The sequence below is a fragment of the Streptomyces monomycini genome (assembly GCF_022271435.1).
Lineage (GTDB): Bacteria > Actinomycetota > Actinomycetes > Streptomycetales > Streptomycetaceae > Streptomyces > Streptomyces monomycini.
On sequence record NZ_JAFIQY010000021.1, the window covers coordinates 118170 to 134876 of the forward strand.

General features: G+C 69.2%; 7 protein-coding genes and 1 pseudogene. 4 read left to right on the forward strand and 4 right to left on the reverse strand.

What is annotated here, in order from left to right; all coding sequences use genetic code 11:
* Positions 1 to 57: 57 nt before the first annotated feature.
* The gene (locus JXZ78_RS23265; protein WP_167745424.1) at positions 58 to 4227 is read right to left on the reverse strand and encodes an endonuclease/exonuclease/phosphatase family protein; all 4170 of its coding nucleotides are present in this window, start codon (positions 4225 to 4227) and stop codon (positions 58 to 60) included.
* 961 nt (positions 4228 to 5188) lie between these two features.
* Between JXZ78_RS23265 and JXZ78_RS23270 the strand changes: the two genes are divergently transcribed.
* Positions 5189 to 5389 (forward strand): hypothetical protein, encoded by a 201-nt coding sequence (locus tag JXZ78_RS23270; protein ID WP_030020026.1) that lies wholly within the window; start codon positions 5189 to 5191, stop codon positions 5387 to 5389.
* Between the two features lie 1217 nt (positions 5390 to 6606).
* Here JXZ78_RS23270 and JXZ78_RS23280 read toward each other — a convergent pair.
* Both JXZ78_RS23280 and JXZ78_RS23285 read right to left on the reverse strand, forming a co-directional pair.
* Positions 6607 to 8142, reverse strand: a complete 1536-nt coding sequence (locus JXZ78_RS23280) for an ABC1 kinase family protein (RefSeq protein WP_030020028.1) — start codon at positions 8140 to 8142, stop codon at positions 6607 to 6609.
* Positions 8143 to 8181: 39 nt separating this feature from the next.
* On the reverse strand, positions 8182 to 8445 hold the full coding sequence (locus JXZ78_RS23285) for a hypothetical protein (protein ID WP_157851562.1): 264 nt from the start codon (positions 8443 to 8445) through the stop codon (positions 8182 to 8184).
* Between the two features lie 673 nt (positions 8446 to 9118).
* Here JXZ78_RS23285 and JXZ78_RS23290 point away from each other — a divergent pair.
* The 3 genes from JXZ78_RS23290 to JXZ78_RS23300 all read left to right on the forward strand — a co-directional run bounded on the left by JXZ78_RS23290 (position 9119) and on the right by JXZ78_RS23300 (position 16596).
* The gene (locus JXZ78_RS23290) at positions 9119 to 9352 is read left to right on the forward strand and encodes a DUF5988 family protein (protein WP_030020030.1); all 234 of its coding nucleotides are present in this window, start codon (positions 9119 to 9121) and stop codon (positions 9350 to 9352) included.
* Positions 9353 to 9508: 156 nt separating this feature from the next.
* Positions 9509 to 15904 (forward strand): type I polyketide synthase, encoded by a 6396-nt coding sequence (locus tag JXZ78_RS23295; protein ID WP_033037661.1) that lies wholly within the window; start codon positions 9509 to 9511, stop codon positions 15902 to 15904.
* Positions 15905 to 15948: 44 nt separating this feature from the next.
* Positions 15949 to 16596, forward strand: coding sequence for a hypothetical protein (locus tag JXZ78_RS23300; RefSeq protein ID WP_030020032.1), 648 nt, complete (start codon positions 15949 to 15951; stop codon positions 16594 to 16596).
* Here the strand turns inward: JXZ78_RS23300 and JXZ78_RS23305 are convergent.
* Positions 16582 to 16707: pseudogene (locus tag JXZ78_RS23305) on the reverse strand (IS5/IS1182 family transposase); the annotation flags it as partial. The gene JXZ78_RS23300 and the pseudogene JXZ78_RS23305 overlap by 15 nt on opposite strands.

Genomic DNA, 16707 nt, shown 5'->3' on the forward strand with positions numbered 1-16707 from the left:
TCGGCCCGCCCCGGCGGGCTACCGACACCGCTGGTAGACCGCCGGGGCGGGGCAGGGTCAGGAAAGGGTTTTCAGGAACAGGGACGGCCCGGCGTCGGTGCGGCTGGTATTGACGCCCTGGCCGGAGAAGTCGCGCAGTTCATTGTGGGCCCAGTCCTGGATGGGCAGATGTTGGAAGCGGGATGGGTCGCTGCCGTCGGAGCCGAGCTGGAAGACGGTCTGTGCTGCGGTGCCGACGGCCCCGTAGGGAGCGTAGTTTTCGAACGGGCCGCCCGGGCGGGTCTGTTTGGTCAAGGTGTTGCGGAAGAAGACGTTCTGTGGTCCTGAGGAGCCCGACCACTTGACGGCCTTGGGGCCGGCGGCCCACCAGATGGGGAACCACTGAGAGTCGTCCTTGACCTCGCCGCCTTCTCCGCCGCAGTTGGCCTTGCAATTGCTGGAGCGGTGCTCGTAGGGCACCCGCACGGTGTTGTTCTCGAAGAGATTGTGGCGTTCCCAGCCTCCGTGCAGGTTGAGGTCGGAGTCGAAGTCGTTGCCGATGGCGACGTTGTTGGAGGCCGACCACTGGAAGGTGAAGTGGCGAATGTTGCGGGTGGTGTTGTGGGCGTAGAGCGAGTCCCACACCCGGCTGCCGCGCAGGTATCCGTTGCCGCCCTTGCCCTTGTTCCAGGCGCCGTCGATCGTGTTGTGCTCGATCTGGAGGTTCTTGGCGACCTCGGTGACGATCGGGTGGGAGCCGGTCATGTCGGCGCGGATGCCGCGTACCCAGGAGTTGGCGGCCCATTTGAACACGATGCCGTGCATGGCGTATTCGGGGGCGAGGTTGCCGTAATTGTGCTTGGCGTCCTCCGGGGAAAGGTCGTAGGTGCCGCCGCGCAGCTTGGGGAGGCCCTTCATGTCCTGGGTGAAGGAGAAGTTCTCGAAGCCGACGCCGACCACCATCTGCAGCGGGGTGACCTTGCTGGCGTAGGGCTTGGCGTCGGTTCCGCCCAGCGGCGCTGAGCCGTCGGAGGCGGAGTCCACCGGGACATCGAATTCCAGGGGCTGGTCGAGGGTGACGGTGCCGTTGTGCTCGTCGACGGCGGCGATGGTGAAGACCTGTTGGCGCATGTGCAGGTCCTCGATGCCCTTGCTCCCCACGGGGACCGTCTGCTCGTCGTAGAACTTCTGGGTGTTGGCGGCGCCGACCCAGATGTATCCGCCGACCGGGAACCGCTCCATCCGTGTCCTGGGCTGGAGCTTGATGACCCGGTCGCCTCGGCGGGCGGCGAAGCCCTGGCCGCCGGGCGCCTCGGCGACCTTCACGCCCGAGGCCCAGTGCTGGTTGACCGAGCCCTGGAAGAGGTCCTCGCGATTCTTCGGGGGAAAGGCGCAACGTTCCTTGTAGCGGTCGGCGACCTCCAGTGTCTGGACGCGGAACAGCCCGCGGCCGGGCCAGATCCAGCCGCCCTGGCCTGCCTGGGGTGGTGTCTTTTCGTCGGGCTTCACTTTGCACTGGAAGACGGTCGTCTGCTGGTCCCAGCGGCCGCCGTCCGGGGTGAGGGCGTCGTAGCGGGTCGTCTCATCGGGACGGAACACCAGGCGGCTGCCGTCGTCGGGGTTCGATCCCTGCCCGCGGATGACGAGGTAGGAGGCGTTGACGGACAGTTGCTCGCTGATGTTCAGCACGCCCTTGGGCAGCTCGATGAGCGAGAGCTTGTCATAGTTCGCGTACGGCGAGCAGCGGGTGCGCAGCTCTTCGATCGCGTTCTGCAGGCCCAGGGTATCGTCGGCCCCGTCATCGGGCCGGACGCCGAAGTCGGCAGCGAGCCGGGCCGGTCCGACCCGGCAGGCCGGGTCGGGGTTGATCGCGGACTCGCCGGGCAGTGGCTGCCCGCCCCGGTAGCCCGCCCGACTCCAGTCCGGCAGCCCGGGCTGTGGAGCACGACGGTTCTGGCTGCTGAGCGTCCAATCGACCTTGTCCTGGTCCACCTGCACCGTGTCGGGGTTCTTGCCGGCCGCACCGCGGCAGGTGAACACCTGTGGCGCGTTGCCGAGCCGGGCGGCGGCCGCGGTCAGGCAGGCTCCGAGCGCCTGCTGTCCGTAGAGGTTGGGGTGGATCGCCTCCTGCTGGTGCCCCTGGGAACCCCAGAGGACATCCTTGGTCTGCTCCGTCACGTAGGGAACCCAGCGGATCCACTCGGCCTTGTCTGCCGGGAGCGGGTTCTTCAGGGAGTGCTCCGCGGTGGCCTGCTGGGACGATGTGGCACACAGCTCGTGCCCGGCGAAGGCGTACTGCAAGTCCAGGAAGGTCGAACCGCTGCGCGCGGCGACCCCGCGCAGCATGCTGCTGATCTTGGGGACGACATAGCCGTGCGCCCAGTCGGTGTCCTCGTCCAAGAACGGGCAGCCGCCGTTGCGGTAGCGGCCGTAGGAGGTGAGTACGCCGCCCACGGGGGCGTCGTTCTGCGGGTAGCGGTACTGGCTGCTGCGCGGCAGAGGGTTGGGGTAGGACTGCAGGACGAGCTGGTAGCTGGAGTCCTCCTGGCCCGCCTGCCGCATCGCGGTCCGGATGCCCTCCACGGCACCCTCGACATCCTTCTCCGCCTGCCGTAGCCGTTCCTCGAACGCTTCCTGCTCGCTCTTCTTGCACGAGGCGCCCAGGGCGGACGGGGCGAAGTATGCCTTGGCGCATGCCGCGATGACGTCCGAGAACTTCAGGTCGTTGCCGCCGATGGACACCACGATCATCTTGATGTGGTGATTCCTGGCGATGTCCTTGAGGTCCTCGACCTGGGGGCGCTGCCCCTTGAAGGCGGCCTTGGCCAGATGCTCGGTCCGTGCTCCGGAACAGGCGATGTTGAAGCGCCGTTCCTCAGGGATGCCCGTGACCTCGGCCCCCTTGATCTCGGCTGACAGGGAACGGTCGCAGGCATCACCGTTCTTCTTCACGTCATACGCGGTGCCCGGCTCGTAGACCTGGCCCAGATCGGTGCGGCAGCCGCTCTCGCCGCTCTCACACCGGGCGGCTCGGTCCGTGCCCCACGCCGAGCCTCCCGGCCCGGTGCCGGCATTTCCGGCCCAGCGCCCAGCCTCGCCGGAGATGAAGCTGTCGCCCATCGAGACGATGGCGTCCTGCTTCTTGCCGTTGTCCTCGCAGGCCGCCGCGGGGGCGCTGCGGCGCTCCAGGCCCTGGGGCGCGTTGTAGCGGGTCCAGTGGCCCCAGATGGCCGCGTTGCAGTCGACCGGATCCCACGGAGCGAAGCGCACCGGGTAGTGGTCGGAGTCAGCACTGGTGCTGAGGGCGACGGCGAGATCCGGGATCTCCTGGTCGGCGACCATGAAGTCCAGCGGGGAGCCGCTCTGCTGGGTGGGAACGGCTCGCCCGTCCGGGTATCGGGCATTGTAGATCGGCCGGTTGATGCCGGCTTGATGGAACGTGTCCGACAGAGAGTTGAAATCGCCCAGCACACGCCAGGGTGCGCCGCCAGCGTTGTTCCCGATGGTCTGCACCAGGGAGACGGCGTGCGGGTTCGGGGTGGTGTTCTGGCGTATCGACGCGGCGTGCACGTTGAAGAACCAGGTGCTGCCGAACTGCAGGCCCAGCGCGGGGCGTTCCCGCATCCACCTGTTGGGCGTCATCGGGTCCGCCCCTTCCACGGTGGTCGCGTCTTCGGCCGGTGACCGTGTCCATATCGCCATGGACTTCCCGGAGTTACCCGCCTCGTTGAGCGGGGCGTCTGCCGTCCGCTGCTTTTCGTAGACCTTCAGGTAGTACAGATAGCCCGGCTCACTCTGGCCGCGCCAGTGCCCCCAGCGGTACATGCACAGGCGGTATCGCTGAGGGGGCAGTCCGGTGGCAGTGGTTCGCTGGTCACCGAAATTGTCCAGAATGAAGTTCTCGCTCTGCTGGGTGCAGACGGACAGGCCGGCGGGCAGCGTGGTGACTTCCTGAAGTGCCACCAGGTCGGCGTGTCTCAGCAGCCCGTTCCTGATGGGTTCCCACCCGTTTCCGCCCTGGGCGTTGAACGTGATGACCTTCTCCGGAACGGCCGCTGCCTGCTGCGGCACGGCCGCCCCCGGAGGTGAGGCCGGCCTCTGCGCGCTCGCCGGGACGGCCAGGAAGGACGCCTCGCACAGGCCGATGAGCAGCACGAGGGTCAGCAGCCCGGATATTCGGGTGCGCAGGAACGCCCCGAGTCCCGCCGGGTGGCGCCGTGGCGGCGCCAAGGATCTTTTGCGTCTCATGGTTGTCTTTCGTCGTAATGAGAGACCGCCCCGCGCCATGTGGGCAGCCGGCGGGCAGGGCGGAACGCTCACGGAGCGCACATTGTGACACGCACTCAGAAACTCGCTCAGACCGAGCCAAACGGGCTCAACCGGCGGCGCGCGGCCACCGCCCAGGCCCGCGGCAGATGCGGGGCCGGATGCCGAGGTGGTCCCACAGCTCCGATGCCATCAGGTCCGGAACGCGCAGGTGGGCGTCGAAGTGGAGGTCTGCGAGGCGGTGGCCCAGGGGGGACGAGCTGGATTCCGACGGGCCGTGCTGGTCGGTATGGGCCAGGCGGCGCCCGTAGTGGGAGAAGAGGGCTTCGTAGGCGCGGTCCCAGGCGCCTTGGGTGTTGACCAGGAGCCCGTCGCAGTCGAAGACGACGGCGGCGTGTGCGCCTGCCGGCGCCGGGAGACGCTGAGCCGGTGGCGGCGTACACGGAGTACGAGTGGCAGCAGATCATGACCGTGCCGCGCCGCACCATCCGCGTGACGCGCGATCGGATACGTCATGGCGTGACGCTCGTGGAGCGCTCCCGCGCAGGGCAGCTCGTGAAGCACAACCCCGAGGCCAGGCGGGGGTGCGTGCTGGAGTACTTCGCCGCCACGGGGAAGGTCCCGCCCGGCCCCTGCGACTGCCGCCCAGATCAGCGGGTGCGGGAGGCTGGGGGTGCGATCGGGGTGATGCGGAGGCTGACCCTCGCATCGACGGAAACGGCCGCGTTCGCTCTGCCTTTGAGTATCTTGACGGCGGAGAACAACGGCACCGTGGCCAGTTGGCCAGCCATGCGCTACCGGCCCGACAGTGGGGCCGACGGGGTGGGGGTTGCGCTGATGGAGGAGGTCAAGCCCCGGCGTGGCCCGGAGCTGGAGCACAGAGTAGCCGCGTTGGAGGACCTCTCGGCGTCGCTGCGCTCGGTGGTGGAAGGCGGCCGATCGGGTGAGCGGCTGTTTCATTCGCTGCTGCGCCGCCGCGCGAATTCCCGTCGTCACAGCCGAGGTGCTGGAGTTGGCCAGCCGCGATATCGAGGCCGATCCGCTCGCCCCACAGCCCCTGCGCGACCGCGCCGCCGCGCTGGCCAGCCGGACCACCACCCTCATCCGCCGTCACACCAGCGCAGCGAAAGGAGACAAGGAATGAGTCGCGGGTCACGGGACCGCCAGGCCGAACGCAGACAACTGACGGCTGCCGCCGTCCGCCTGCTCAACGGCATCCCATTAAACTCCGAGACCGGGCGGCTGACCGTAACAGAGCTGCTGCATGAAGCCGGGGTGTGCCGCGACGTCGCCTACGGCGATCACAAGGACCTGCTCAAGGACTTCCGAGCACGCGCACGGGCCCGGCACCGCACTCCTGCCGCCACCGAAGCACTGGCAGCCGAGAACGCCGACCTCAAACGGAAGCTGGCCGACAGCGGAGAGCGCTGTCACACGAATGCACGACGACTACGGCACTCCGGGAGATCATCGCTGAACTCGGCCTGGAACTCCACGCCGTCCATGAAGGCCGTGGTCCTCTGCGATTCACTGTCTTGCCTTCACGGCGGCGCCCGAAGCCGGACCGCTGAGCCCTGGCACGGCGATACCCAGCGGGAGGCCGGGCGGCTGGGCCGAACGCCGGTACGGCGGCACGGCAATCAGTGCCTATCGGCGCGGTACGGCACGAAACCTGGGCTCGGGCCCAGGGCTCACTCCGGCCGAACCGGCCCGCAACCCGATCCATTTCACCGAGCGCCCCCGACGAAGTCCGAGTATTGCGGTGGCGCAAGGCGAATCGTGGGTGCGCCGAGGCTTCCGCACTGGTTGGTAGGCGAGACCAGGGGCAAGCTGCCTACGAGGCCATCGGCAGCGCCCGCGCCGGCGACGGTTGCGGCTCGGGGTGCTGGACCTGTGACGTTTCGGCATGTGTTCGAATGTGCGCTGTTCCCGAGACCGATGATGCTGGTAGCCGCAGCCGTGTTCGCGCTCCCCGACACCAGCATCACTGATGCTGCCACCGTGACGGGCACAGCCGCCCTCCGCTCGGACATGGCCATGAGGTGCCTCCGCGGTCAGACGATCCTTTCGGTAACACAACGCACGAGCGGCGGCGCAGACACTATGAGGAACGGAACCGGTTCTCGTACAGCGGATGGAGGCGTAGACCCGTGAACAGCCCAGTTGGGGCAAGGCGGAGCCTGGCGACGGTCCTGCTGGGAATGTGGCTGCCGAACTACGCGGCGGCCTCAGCGGGTGCGGTGAGACGGTCCAGGCGCGCGTAGAGGGCCCGGACGAGGCGGGCGCGGTTCTGGGCACAGTGGGCGGTGTCTTCCAGCGGGGCGGACAGGCGCCCGTCGGAGGCTACGCGGGTCCCGGTTGTCAGGAGCCCTTCTTGCCGAAATGCCCCCAGGCCCAGGCGCCGAAGGCCAGACCCGGCAGGGTCACGCCAGGAGCTACGCCCCTCTGGCGCCGCCCTGCCTGTATGGGGTCGCCCAGGTTGTTGCGGGCCTGGACGGTGAGTTGCCGGGTGGAGAGGTCGGCCAGTGACGCTTGCAGTTGTGCAGGGCCGTGAATCCCGGCGCTGAGCAGGTCCAGGGCTGTCTGGGCTGCCTGCTCTCCGGAGAAGGTTTCCTGGATGAGGTCCTGCATCACGTCCTGGAGGGCGCCGTGCAGGGCGGTCGACAGTTTCAGTTTGGGATAGAGGCAGCGTACGGATCCTTCGATGTTCGCGACGGATTTGCCGACCACGGAGGTCAGCGGGGTGATCTGGATGCCGCGCTGGGAGGAGTAGCGCAGCAGGGTCATCAGGGCGACGCCGAAGTTCAGTTCTTCCAGGGTCGCGTTGGTCCAGTGGGGGACGATCCTGCTGAGGTCCTGGAGGAAGGCGGATGTGTTGCTCCAAGGGGTGGCGGTGCCCAGGTTCACCCACTGGCGGGCCATGGCGGCCCCGTCGTTCTGCGCCATGGCGAGGAAGACGCCCAGGGTGGCGATGCTGGTGCCGCGGTCGATGCGTCCGACCATGCCCCAGTCGATGAGGTGGGCCTTGCCGTCGGGGCTGATGATGATGTTTCCGGGGTGGGGGTCGGCGTGGAAGCGGCGGTCGACGAAGTAGCCGCGGAACATGAACTCCATGAGCTGGTAGGCGATGGCTTTGCGTTGCTTCTTGGTGAGGTCGTCGGGTTTGACGCGGTTGACGGGGGTGCCTTCGGCGAAGGTCTGCACCAGCACGTGGGGGGTGGCGGTCAGGGCTTTGGGAATGCAGACGCGCTTGAAGCCCTTGGCGTCCTTGCGGGCATCCTTCATGTTCCGGGCTTCTCTGGTGAAATCCAGCTCGTCTTGCATGACGGTGAACAGGACCTCCAGCATGGCGCCGATGTTGACGACTTCGTTGAAGCGGGGCGCCACTTTGGCGAACAGACGTACGACTGTCTTGAGGACCGCCATGTCGCCGACCACGGCTTCCTGGGCTTCGGGGCGCTGGATTTTGACGACGCACGGTGTGCCGGCGGCGTCCACCGCCTTGTACACCTGGGCCAGCGAAGCCGAACCGAGGGGTTCTTCCGTACGGATTTCGCGGAAGCCGTCCCGCCACCGGGGCCCGAGGTCTTGCTCCAGCACGGCTTCGAAGCGCGAGAACGGCTCGATGTGCGCGTGGTCGTTGAGGTTCTCCAGTTCGTCCCGCACGTATTGCGGGACGAAGTCGGGGCGCGTGGCCAGGATCTGGCCGACCTTGACATACAGCGGCCCCAGTTCTTCCAGCGTGCGCCGGATGCTCTGGGCTCGCTCCAGTTTGGCGGCTTCCGGTGGTGGTTGTCCGGTGGCGCGTGTGCGGCGCGCACGTACCGCCCGGGCGGTCTCGGCGCCGGCCATCCGGGACACGATGCGGGCGGTACGTCGGGTACGCCCTTGGGGCATTCTTCCTCCCTGCGGGCGTATGCCGCTTGTGCCGGGCTGCTACCGGCCGACTGTGCTGTCCTTACGGTGGTCGGACACGTTCGAGGTAAGCGCAGAGACCTGCTGGGTGAGCTGACCCATCTGCTCGGTGAGAGCTCCGATCTGACGCCGGTTCTGCTTCGCCTGCGCCTTGGCTCCCTTCTTCTTCCTCTTCTTCTTCCTCGTACCGAGGGCCGTGTCGATGCCTTTGCGGCTGTCCTTGTTCACCCGTTTCGCGCCGCGCGCCACCCTGTCGAGTACGTTTTTCCTTCGCTTCCTTGCCATGTCAAACCCTTCTGACGATACGCGTTTGGGCATGAGAAGAGCCCCGGCCGTCGGATGTCGCGGCATATCGATGAGGCTTCGGCTGTTGCTCGGGCGGCGCCCGGGACCATGCATCGAATACACCGCGTCGCGCAGCGGGCGACGCAACGCGCCGACCGCAGCTGTTCCGGCGGGCAGGTTGCGTCGATGCGAATGGGCGGCACGGCGACTCTTCGGTGCTTCGACGTTAACGCGGCCGGATCCCGTGACGTCAACAACGCCGTTCGGAAAGGCGGAAACGTATGCCTCGCCGGGCTGCCGGTGGTTCGTATCAACAGCCCCAGCTCGCGACGTTTCTCAGCCTCCGTCTCACAGTGGGCGGGTCAGTGGTGGGCGGGAGTCGGCTGATGGGGAGGCGGGGCGGCAAGCCGACATACAGCGCAGATGTGCCTGGAGATTTGCTATGCGAACAGGCCTGGCTGGAGTGGCAAGCTTTTCGGCCACCTGGGGGCGCATCCGAAAACGGCAAAGTATCCGTTGCGCGCCCCCGCGTTTCCGGCGTATCCGGTGCACGCTCTCGTGCGCTGACCGCACATTTTCACTTCTTTCCGCCGAAAAACTCCCAGCCTGAAGTCCGGCTTCACGGGTAGTGCGAAGAGGACTCACTCCCCCGACTTCGAAGGGCAGATGACGCATGTCCGAAGCGGACATCATTCCGGGGAACACCAATGCATTTCTTTGGGGCGGTCCGGCCACGCTGCCGCAGATCGTCCCTGTCGCCGAGGCGGTGATCGCGGACAGTGACCGGCTGGTGATCGCTCATCGCGGACGCAACGAGCACTTCGTTTTCACCGGCAGACTGCGGTGCCAGGAAGGCATGGCGGTACCGGTCGCCGAGTGGGTTTACAGCACCGCAATCGCCGAGTGAGGCCACCGCTCGTAGCTGGCCTTTTCCACTGCTGACCGGTGCATGCGGTGTCGCTCAGGAGCGGTTTCTCGGCCCGGCCCGCTGGACGGGCCCCGAAAGGCCCCGCAAAGACGCCAGGAGCGCAGTTTTCCGTGATCGAGAAAGGAAGTTCCGTACATGACGGGTAACAGGACGGATGAGCCCATCGCCGTGGTGGGGGCAGGGTGCCGCTATCCCGGGGGCGCTCATTCGCTGGAGGCGCTGGAGGAGTTGCTCTTCGCGGGCCGCGAGACGGTGGGCGAAGTCCCGGCCGGCCGGTGGTCCCGGGAAGACCTGGCAGTCCTTCCTCCGGCGGTCGCCGACCGTATGCGGTGGGGCTGCTTCCTCGACGGCGACGTGTACGCGTACGAGCCGGAGTTCTTCGGCGTCAACGCGCAGGAGGCGGCCTGGGTGGACCCGCAGCAGCGCCTGCTGTGGGAAGTGACATGGGAGGCGCTGGAGCACGCGGGCATCCCTCCGCTGTCCCTGGCGGGCACCCGGACGGGACTGTACTTCGGGTTCATGAACAGGGACTACCTGCTGCGCAGCCGGCGGCCGCTGACCGACAGCGAACCCTATGCCCTGTATGCGGGCACCGACAGCATCGGGCTGGGCCGCCTGGCGTTCCTACTGGATGTCCGCGGCCCGCAGTTGCCCTTCGAGATGGCCTGCGCCTCCAGCCTGACCGGGGTGCACCTGGCCTGCCAGAGCCTGCGGGCCCAGGAGGCCGACCTGGCCCTCGCGGGCGGAGTGATCCTGCATCTGCTGCCGGAGACCACGGCTGCCATGGCGCACTGGCTGGTCTTCTCGCCGACCGGCCGGTGCTGCGCCTTCGACGCCGAGGCCGACGGCTACGTACGGGGTGAAGGCTGCGGCGTGGTGGTGCTCAAGCGGTACCGGGACGCCATGCGCGACGGCGACCGCATCCTGGCGGTGCTCCGCGGGTCGGCGATCAACCAGAACGGGCGCGACACCCGGCTGACGGCGCCGTCGCTGCGGGCGCAGCAGGCGGTGTACAGGGACGCTTTGCGGCGTGCCGGAGTCGCGGGGCACGAGGTCGGGCTGGTCGAGGCGCACGGGACGGGCACGGCGGTCGGCGACCCGATCGAGTTCGCCGCCCTGGCCTCGGTCTACGGCGCGGGGGACGACGGCTGCGCCCTGGGGGCGGTGAAGACCAACCTCGGGCACGCGGAGCCGGCCGCCGGGGTCGCCGGGCTGCTGAAGGTGATCGCCGGCCTGCGGCACGGCCTGGTCCCCGCGACGCTGAACTTCTCCCGGTGGAACCCGCAGATCGACGCAGGCGGCGCGCGCCTTTTCGTGCCGGGACAGACGGTGCCCTGGCCGGTGCAGGGGCCGGCCCCGCGCCTGGCCGCTGTCTCTGCGTTCGGGATCAGTGGCTGTAACGCGCACATGCTCGTCGAGCAGGCCCCTGCCACCCGGACCGCCTCCCGCTCGCGCTCCGCTCTGCCGCGCAGCCCGCAGATCCGCATCGAAAGTTCCCAAGAGGCGGAAGACCGGATATTCCTGCTGTCCGGGGGGAGTTCTGATGCGGTCCGCGCCGGCGCGACCCGTCTGGCGGACTGGCTGGAAAGGCCGGGCCCACAGCCCGTCCTGGACGACATCTCCTACACGCTGGCCGCATGCCGCTCGCACAACCGCCGCCGTGCCGGCGTCGTAGCCGGTTCCCCCCAGCAGCTCACGGCCGCGCTCCGTGCTTGCGCACACGGCGAAGCGGTCCCGAATCTGGTGGAGGGCACGGCCCTTGCGGAAACCGGGCCGGGACCGGTGTGGATGTTCTCGGGACACGGCTCGCAGTGGGCCGGGATGGGTCGACACCTGCTCGACCAGGACCGTGGCTTCACCGCCGCCATCGACGAGCTGGAGCCACTGATCGCCACCGAATCCGGCTTCTCCGTGCGCCAGGCGCTGCTGGCGTCGCAGGTGGTGACCGGCGCGGATACGGTGCAGCCCGTGATTTTCGCCGTGCAGCTGGGCCTCGCCGCGATGTGGCGGGAGCGAGGCGTGCGCCCGGCCGCCGTCATCGGCCACTCCATGGGAGAGGTCGCCGCAGCCGTTACCGCCGGTGTCTTGAGCACTCAGGACGGCGTCAAGGTCATCTGCCGTCGTTCGCGGCTGGCCCTGCAGGCCCCTGACGCGGGCGCCATGGCATCCGTCCTGCTGCCACCCGACCAAGTGGCCACGGACATCACTTCCAGCGGCATCGAGGGAATCGAGACAGCCGTGCTCGCCTCCCCGACCACGACGGTGGTGGGCGGCGACGCCGACCGCGTCCGGGAACTGATCGCCTACTGGGAGCGGCACGACGTCACGGCCCGCCTGGTCGAGGTCGACTACGCCTCGCACACCCGGCACATGGCCCCCGTCCTGACCGAACTCGCCGACGCTCTGCGCGATGTCGTACCCCGGCCCGCGGCCATTCCGTTCTACTCGACCGTGCTCGCCGATCCGCGCGCCGAGGTCTCCCTGGACGCCGAGTACTGGGCGGCCAACCTGCGCCGGACCGTCCAGTTCGCCCCCGCGCTCAAGGCACTGGCCGACGACGGGCACCGGCTGTTCATCGAGATCTCCCCCCACCCGCTGTTGACCTCCGCCGTCCAGGAGACGCTCAGCGACGCCGGGTTGAGCGACGTCGCCGTGCTCGCCTCCATGAGCAGGGAAACTCCCTCGCTGCAAGCCTTCGCCACGCAGTTGGCCGCGCTGCACTGCGCGGGCCACCCGCTGCCCTGGGAACGCCTGCTGCCGTACGGCAGGTTCACCGACCTGCCCGCCACCTCCTGGGACCGGCGCCACTTCGAGATCTCCGACAGCACCCGGCCCGGCACGCTCTCGCAGACAACTGCCTCGGCCCACCCCTTGCTCGGCGTCCACCTTTCCGACCCGGCCCGGGACGGCACGCACTACTGGCAGTCCCGCATCGACACCGAGGACATCCCCTGGCTCCAGGACCACCAGGTGAACGGTGCCCGCGTCCTGCCTGCCACAGCCATGTGCGAGATGGCGCTGGGCGCGGCCACCCAGCTGTTCCGTGCCGACCCGGCCGGTGTGCGCCTGGAGGACATCGACCTACGGCACCTGCTACCGCTGACCGCAGCGGCCGAAGTCACCTGCAGCGCACGTGAGGACGGCGACGACAGCGCCCGATGGGAGATGGGCGTGGCGAACGGCGAGGGAGCGAACACCGTGCATGCCACCGCCCGGCTGCGCCGCCACACGGCGACACCGCCCCCGCAGGACATCGGCCAGCTTCAGACCGGACACCCCCGTGCCGTGACACCGGAGTGGGTCTACGAACACCTGCGGACCGGCTTCCGCCTGGAGCATGGCCCGGCCTTCGCCGGTCTGCTCACCGTCCGGCACGACGATGCTTCCCGGCCCATGAGCCTGTTCGCCGAGGTCTGCCTGCCCGACGCGGCACGCCGGCATGTGCGGGAGCTGTACGCGCACCCGGTGATGCTCGACATCTGCGGCCAGGCGGGCATCGCCGCCTGGATGATCGCGTGCGGCCTCGACGAAGGCATGCTGCTTCCCGTACGTCTGGCCACCGTCAGCGTCCACGGCGACACGGCACAGGGCCGCTACTGCCACGTACAACTGGAGCAGGCCGCGGACGAGGCATGCACGGCGCACATCGACCTCCTCGATGCGCAGGGCAACGTCCTGGCACACATGGGCGGCGTCCAGTACGTGCGGCGCCCTGCCCAGTCGGCCCAGGACGCCTTCAACAACCGTCTGCTCCAGCCTCGGTGGGTCCGCACGCCGTTGCCCGAGGCCGCCTCCCAGGCATCCGGTGACTGGGTGGTGCTGGACACCGGGGGAGCCGGCAGTGTCGCGCGCGACCTGGCTGCGGCGCTGGGCACCCAGGACAGGCCCTGCGCTGTCGCCGGACCCGACGCCTGCGACGGAGCACCAACGCTTGAGCCCGCACTGCTCGATGCGCTCAACCACAGCTCTCCGAGTGGTGTGGCAGTGGTGTTCTCCCGCACCCAGGACACCAGCGACAGCCCCGCGCCTGACTGGGCCCGGCAGACTGTCGGCCGCCTCCTGCACGAGATCGTCCAGCCGCTGCTGGCTGCCGGACACACCAGCCCGCCGCGCCTGTGGGCCGTCACCCACGGCGCGCAGCACGTACGCCCCGACGACCTTCCGGATCTGGGACAGGCAGGCGTCCGCGGGGTGATGCGCACCCTCAGCTACGAGCATCCCGAACTGCGCCCGGCCACCGTGGACGCCGACGCCTCCACCTCGCCCAAGGCCCTGGCACACGAGCTGCTGACCTGCCCCGACGGCCAGGACGCCATCGCCTACCGCGACGGACAGCGCTACACCGCACGACTGGGCACCGAGCCGCTGGGCGAGGCCGACCGGCGCCGGACCCGGGCCGACTGTACCCGCGACGTCCTCGCTCTCGGCCTGGAACACTTCGGCGACCTCAGCTCCTTCCACCTCACGGCCCAGCCCCGCCGAACGCCGGCCCCAGGCGAGGTGGAAGTCCGTGTCCAGGCGACGGGGCTGAGCTTCATCAACGTGCTCAAGGCGCTGGGCGTCTACGACCAATTCCGCGCCCCGGGCGACGCACCGCCCCCCGACACGTTCGAGTGCGCCGGAACCGTCACCGCGGTGGGCGCGGGCGTCACCGGCCGGCATGTCGGTGACCGGGTCGCGGCCTGGGTCGTCGGCACCCCCATGACCTCGTTCGCCTGTACCCGCGCGGGCCTGACCCTGCCCGTGCCTGATGACGTGGCGCTGCGCGACGCCGCGACCCTGCCGATCACCTACGTCACCGCTCAGTACGCCGTACACCACCTGGCCCGCCTGCGCGGCGGCGAGACGATCCTCGTCCACAGCGCCAGCGGCGGCGTCGGCCGTGGCGTCATCCACCTCGCCCAAGCCGTGGGCGCCACGGTGCTGGCCACCGCCGGGTCCGAGAACAAACGCGAGAGCCTGCGGCGCCTGGGCATCGAGCACGTGATGGACTCCCGGTCCCTGGACTTCGCCGACCACGTACGCGAACTCACCCACGGGCGCGGAGTGGACGTCGTCGTCAACTCCCTGACCGGGCCGGCCCAGCGCGCGAGTGTGGACCTGCTCGCCCCGCACGGCCGCTTCATCGAGCTCGGCAAACACGACATCTACGCCAACACCCGCCTGGGACTGCTGCCCTTCCGCCACGGCATCACCTTCACCAGCGTCGACATCCTGGCCGTGGGCGCGCACAACGCCCCGCTGGCGCAAACCCTGTGCGCGGAAGTAGCCGACGCCCTGCGCAACGGCGGCCTCCCGCTGCCCCCGGTCACCACCTACCCCGTTCAGGACGCCGCGGCCGCCTTCCGCACCATGGCCGCCGCCGAGCACAACGGCAAGCTGGTCCTCACCTGGCCCGACCAGGGCAGCCTCACCGTCCCCGTCCAGCCGCACGACGCGACCGTCGTCCGCGATGACGGCAGCTACCTCATCACCGGCGGCCTGGGCGGCCTGGGGCTGCTCGCCGCCCGCTGGCTGGCCCGCAACGGCGCCCCGCATCTCGTGCTGACCGGCCGCTCCCGCCCGGGACGCAACGCCAAGCGCGTGATCGGAGATCTGCGGGCCGCCGGCACCCGCGTCGACATCGTGAACGCAGACATCGCCGACCCGGCCACCGCACCCCGGCTCGTGACCGCCGCACAAGCCCATGGGCACCGGCTGCGCGGCGTCCTGCACTGCGCGGCCGTCGTCGAGGACGCCACCGCCGCCCGCATCACCGAGGACCTGCTCGACCGCGTCTGGCGGCCCAAGGTGGACGGCGCCTGGCACCTGCACCACGCCACCTCGGACGCGCACCTCGACTGGTGGGTCGGCTTCTCCTCCATCGCCTCCGTCCTGGGCAGCCCCGGCCAGGGCACGTACACCGCCGCCAACGCCTGGCTGGACGAGTTCATCACCTGGCGGCGGGCTCAGGGCCTGCCCGCCACCGGCATCAACTGGGGCCCCTGGGCCCGCTACGGGCGCGGCAGCGGCATGGAGGAACGCGGCCACGTCATGATCGAACCCGAGGACGGCATCGCGGCCCTGGAAGAGATCCTGCGCCACGACCGCCCCCGCATCGGCTACAGCCCGCTCAACGCCGACCACTGGCTCGCCTCCTACCCGCAGACCGCCGCGCTGGAGTACTTCACCGACCTGACCACAGCGGCAAGGGGCCCAGGGGGCGCCGCAGATGATTCCGGCGGTCTGCTGGCCGCCCTGCACGAAGCACCACAGGACGACCGCCCCACGCTGTTGCGGGACCGCACCGCCCAGCACATCGCCGACGTACTGCGTCTGAGCGACGGACGCTGCGATCCCAACGCCTCACTGACCCTGCTGGGCCTGGACTCCCTGCGCGCCGTGGAGATTCGCAACCGGTTGCAGCGCGAACTGCGCCTGACCTTCCCGCAGACCGCGCTGTGGACCCACCCCACGGTCACGGCCCTGACCGACTACCTCCTGGACCAACTCGCCGAGCAGCACAGCCTCCCTGCCGCACCGGCGGCCTGAACGCCACGTGCGGCAGGTGCGGCACGCGCGAAGGAGTACGACGGATGACCGAAGCGGACGGCCCCGGCCGCCCGGAGGAGACCGGCACCCGGGCACAGCAGGACGAAGCCCGGTACCGGTCCTCGCCGGCCGGCACCACCCACGACCAGCCGCCCGCACAGCACGGGCGATCGCGCAGCCGGACGCGGACACAGCCGCACGCCGGACCGGACACCACGGGCGCCGGAACCTGGCTGCTGACCACGACGGCGGACTCGGCGCTCGAAGACCCCTTGGCACACCGGATCGGCCAGGCGCTGGAGGACCGCGGCGGACACTGCACCATCCTCGGCAGGAAGGCGGTCATCGGACAGCTCACGGGGGCCACCGGCATCATCGCCATAGCCCCTCACCCGTCCGGCCCGGCACCGTTCCGCACAGGCACCGGCCCGGACCGCAGACTCGCGCGATGGCTGGCCCGGCTGCTCCGCCACCTGCCCGATCTCTCGGGCACACCACCCCGACTGTGCGTAGTGACCCGCAGGCATCACAGCTCACCGCACGACGCCGAGCAGCCTGACGGTGACCAGCGGCTCACCGACCTGCTGCACATGATCGAAACCCGCTACCCCCGCCTGCGCACCACACACATCGACCTCCACGACGCCCCGGATCCGCAAGAAGTGGCTGCGCATGTCCTAGGACCTGTCTGACAAATGATCACCCGTGGACTCGCGGAGCCAGAGGATCAAGGAAGCCAGGACAACTCCGGCACGGTAGCGGTCGCCGAGCTTGTCGAACCGGGTCGCGATCGCGCGGAACTG

Excerpts from the sequence above, each read along its gene's own strand:
- JXZ78_RS23265 (WP_167745424.1), bottom strand. The coding sequence starts at position 4,227 with ATGAGACGCAAAAGATCCTTGGCGCCGCCACGGCGCCACCCGGCGGGA.
- JXZ78_RS23280 (WP_030020028.1), bottom strand. The coding sequence starts at position 8,142 with ATGCCCCAAGGGCGTACCCGACGTACCGCCCGCATCGTGTCCCGGATG.
- JXZ78_RS23285 (WP_157851562.1), bottom strand. The coding sequence starts at position 8,445 with ATGGCAAGGAAGCGAAGGAAAAACGTACTCGACAGGGTGGCGCGCGGC.
- JXZ78_RS23290 (WP_030020030.1), top strand. The coding sequence starts at position 9,119 with ATGTCCGAAGCGGACATCATTCCGGGGAACACCAATGCATTTCTTTGG.
- JXZ78_RS23295 (WP_033037661.1), top strand. The coding sequence starts at position 9,509 with ATGACGGGTAACAGGACGGATGAGCCCATCGCCGTGGTGGGGGCAGGG.
- JXZ78_RS23300 (WP_030020032.1), top strand. The coding sequence starts at position 15,949 with ATGACCGAAGCGGACGGCCCCGGCCGCCCGGAGGAGACCGGCACCCGG.